The organism is Nocardioides sp. Z40_12, assembly GCF_058215795.1.
Genome location: NZ_JBZAJA010000017.1, coordinates 1 through 1,862, shown reverse-complemented (window position 1 = coordinate 1,862; position 1,862 = coordinate 1). Strand labels below are relative to the sequence as shown.

General features: G+C 70.7%; 1 protein-coding gene and 1 pseudogene. Both read left to right on the top strand.

The features are described from left to right. Positions 1-259 (top strand): annotated as a pseudogene (locus AC4BG9_RS18700) (methyl-accepting chemotaxis protein); the annotation flags it as partial. Between the two features lie 55 nt (positions 260-314). After that, the coding region (locus AC4BG9_RS18695) for a GAF domain-containing protein (protein ID WP_490572634.1) at positions 315-1,862 on the top strand (1,548 nt) is incomplete at its 3' end.

Below are 1,862 nucleotides of genomic sequence, written 5' to 3'. Positions count from 1 at the left end.
CGACGTGATCAGCCGGATCAACGACATCCAGACCACGATCGCCTCGGCGGTGGAGGAGCAGACGGCCACCACCAACGCCATCGGCCGGAACGTGGGCGACGCAGCCGCCGGCGCCGGCGCCATCTCGGCCGACGTCTCCCAGGTGGCCGCCGCCGCCGAGGACACCCGGCGGGGGGCCAGCAACACCATGGCCGCCGCCACCGACCTGGCCGACATCGCCGGCCAGCTGCGCGCCCTGGTCGGGCGCTTCAAGGTCTGAGGCCCCCCATGTGGACCTCGATCCCACGCCCCGCCCCGATGCACGGAGGAACCCGATGACCGACCTAGCCACCCCGCCGATCAACGGCTCGGAGAGCCATGACTCCGAGCTGCTCCGGCCCGCCGGTCACGAGTCCGAACGCGAGCGCGAGCCCGAGCCCGTGGCCGAGACCACGGCGGAGGAGCGAGAGCTGCTCGACGCGATGCCGGCACGGGTCTTCCTGACCGACCGCACCCGTCGGATCCGCTACGCCAACAAGAAGGCCGTCGACGAGCTCCGCCCGGTCGAGGAGTTCATGCCCTACAAGGTCGACGAGCTGATCGGCTCCGACGTGAAGCCGCTCTTCGCCTTCATCGGCGACATCGACAAGGTGGACTACTACTGGGAGAACCACCACGAGCTGCCCTACCAGAACCAGCTGATGATCGGCTCGGAGCACGCCGAGATGACCGTCAGCGCGATCTATCGCGAGGACGGCGAGTTCAACGGCGTGATGGTCGCCTGGGTCTACGTCAGCGACCGGGTCCGGGCCGAGCGTCGCCTGCACCGGGCCAACGCGATGATGGAGAGCTCGCCGCTGCCCCTGATGTATGCCGACCGCAAGCGGGTCATCACCTACATGAACCCGGCGGCGGTGGAGACGATGCGCCGCCTCGAGCCCTACATGCCCATCACCGCGGAGCAGATGGTGGGCCTGAGCGTCGACATCCTGGCCACCGGCACCGAGCAGACCGACACCGCCCTCGGCCAGGCCGCGCTCGACGAGCTGCGCCTGGAGAACCTGCCGCTGCGGGCGGAGCGCCGGGTGGGCCCGGAGACCCTCGACATCCTCTTCTCCGCGATCTACGACAGCGGCGGCGACTACGTCGGGATGACGGTCACCTGCGAGCTGGTGACCGAGAAGCTGCAGGTCGAGCGGGAGGCCCTCCAGGCCGCCTCTGACACCGCCGCCGTCAACCAGGTGCTGGGCGCGCTGAGCACGGCCATCACGGTCGACGAGGCGATCGAGCGCACCCAGCAGGTGGTCTGCCAGGAGTTCAGGTGGCAGTACTCCTCCGCCTGGCGGGTCGACGAGGAGGCGGACCGGCTCGTCTTCGCCTCGGCCTCCGGGGACATCAGCGACGAGGTCGCCCGTCTGCTGGCCCGCAGCACCTTCCTGCGCGGGTCCGGCCTCCCGGGCCGGACCTGGGCGGAGGGCGACGTGATCCTCTCCGAGGCCTCGAGCCTCCCGGAGCTCTTCACCGGACCGATGCGCGAGCACGGGGTGGAGCTCAGGTCGGGGCTCAGCTTCCCGGTGCGCGGCGTCGGTGGGGTGGTGGCCACGCTCGACTTCTTCAGCAGCAAGGAGGCCGACCTGACGCCGCAGCGGGTCGAGACGCTGCGCAACATCAGCGACCTGGTCTCGCAGGCGGTGGCGCGGATCCAGCGCGACGAGGTGGACCGGGCGGCGTCGGCGGAGCTGGCGGGCAAGGTCGACCTGGTGCTCGAGGTGGTCCGCGCCGTGGGCGAGGGCGACCTGACCCGGGACATGCCGGTGACCGGTGACGACGCGATCGGTCAGCTGGCCCAGGGTCTGGGCGAGGTGCTGACGACGTTGCGTGGG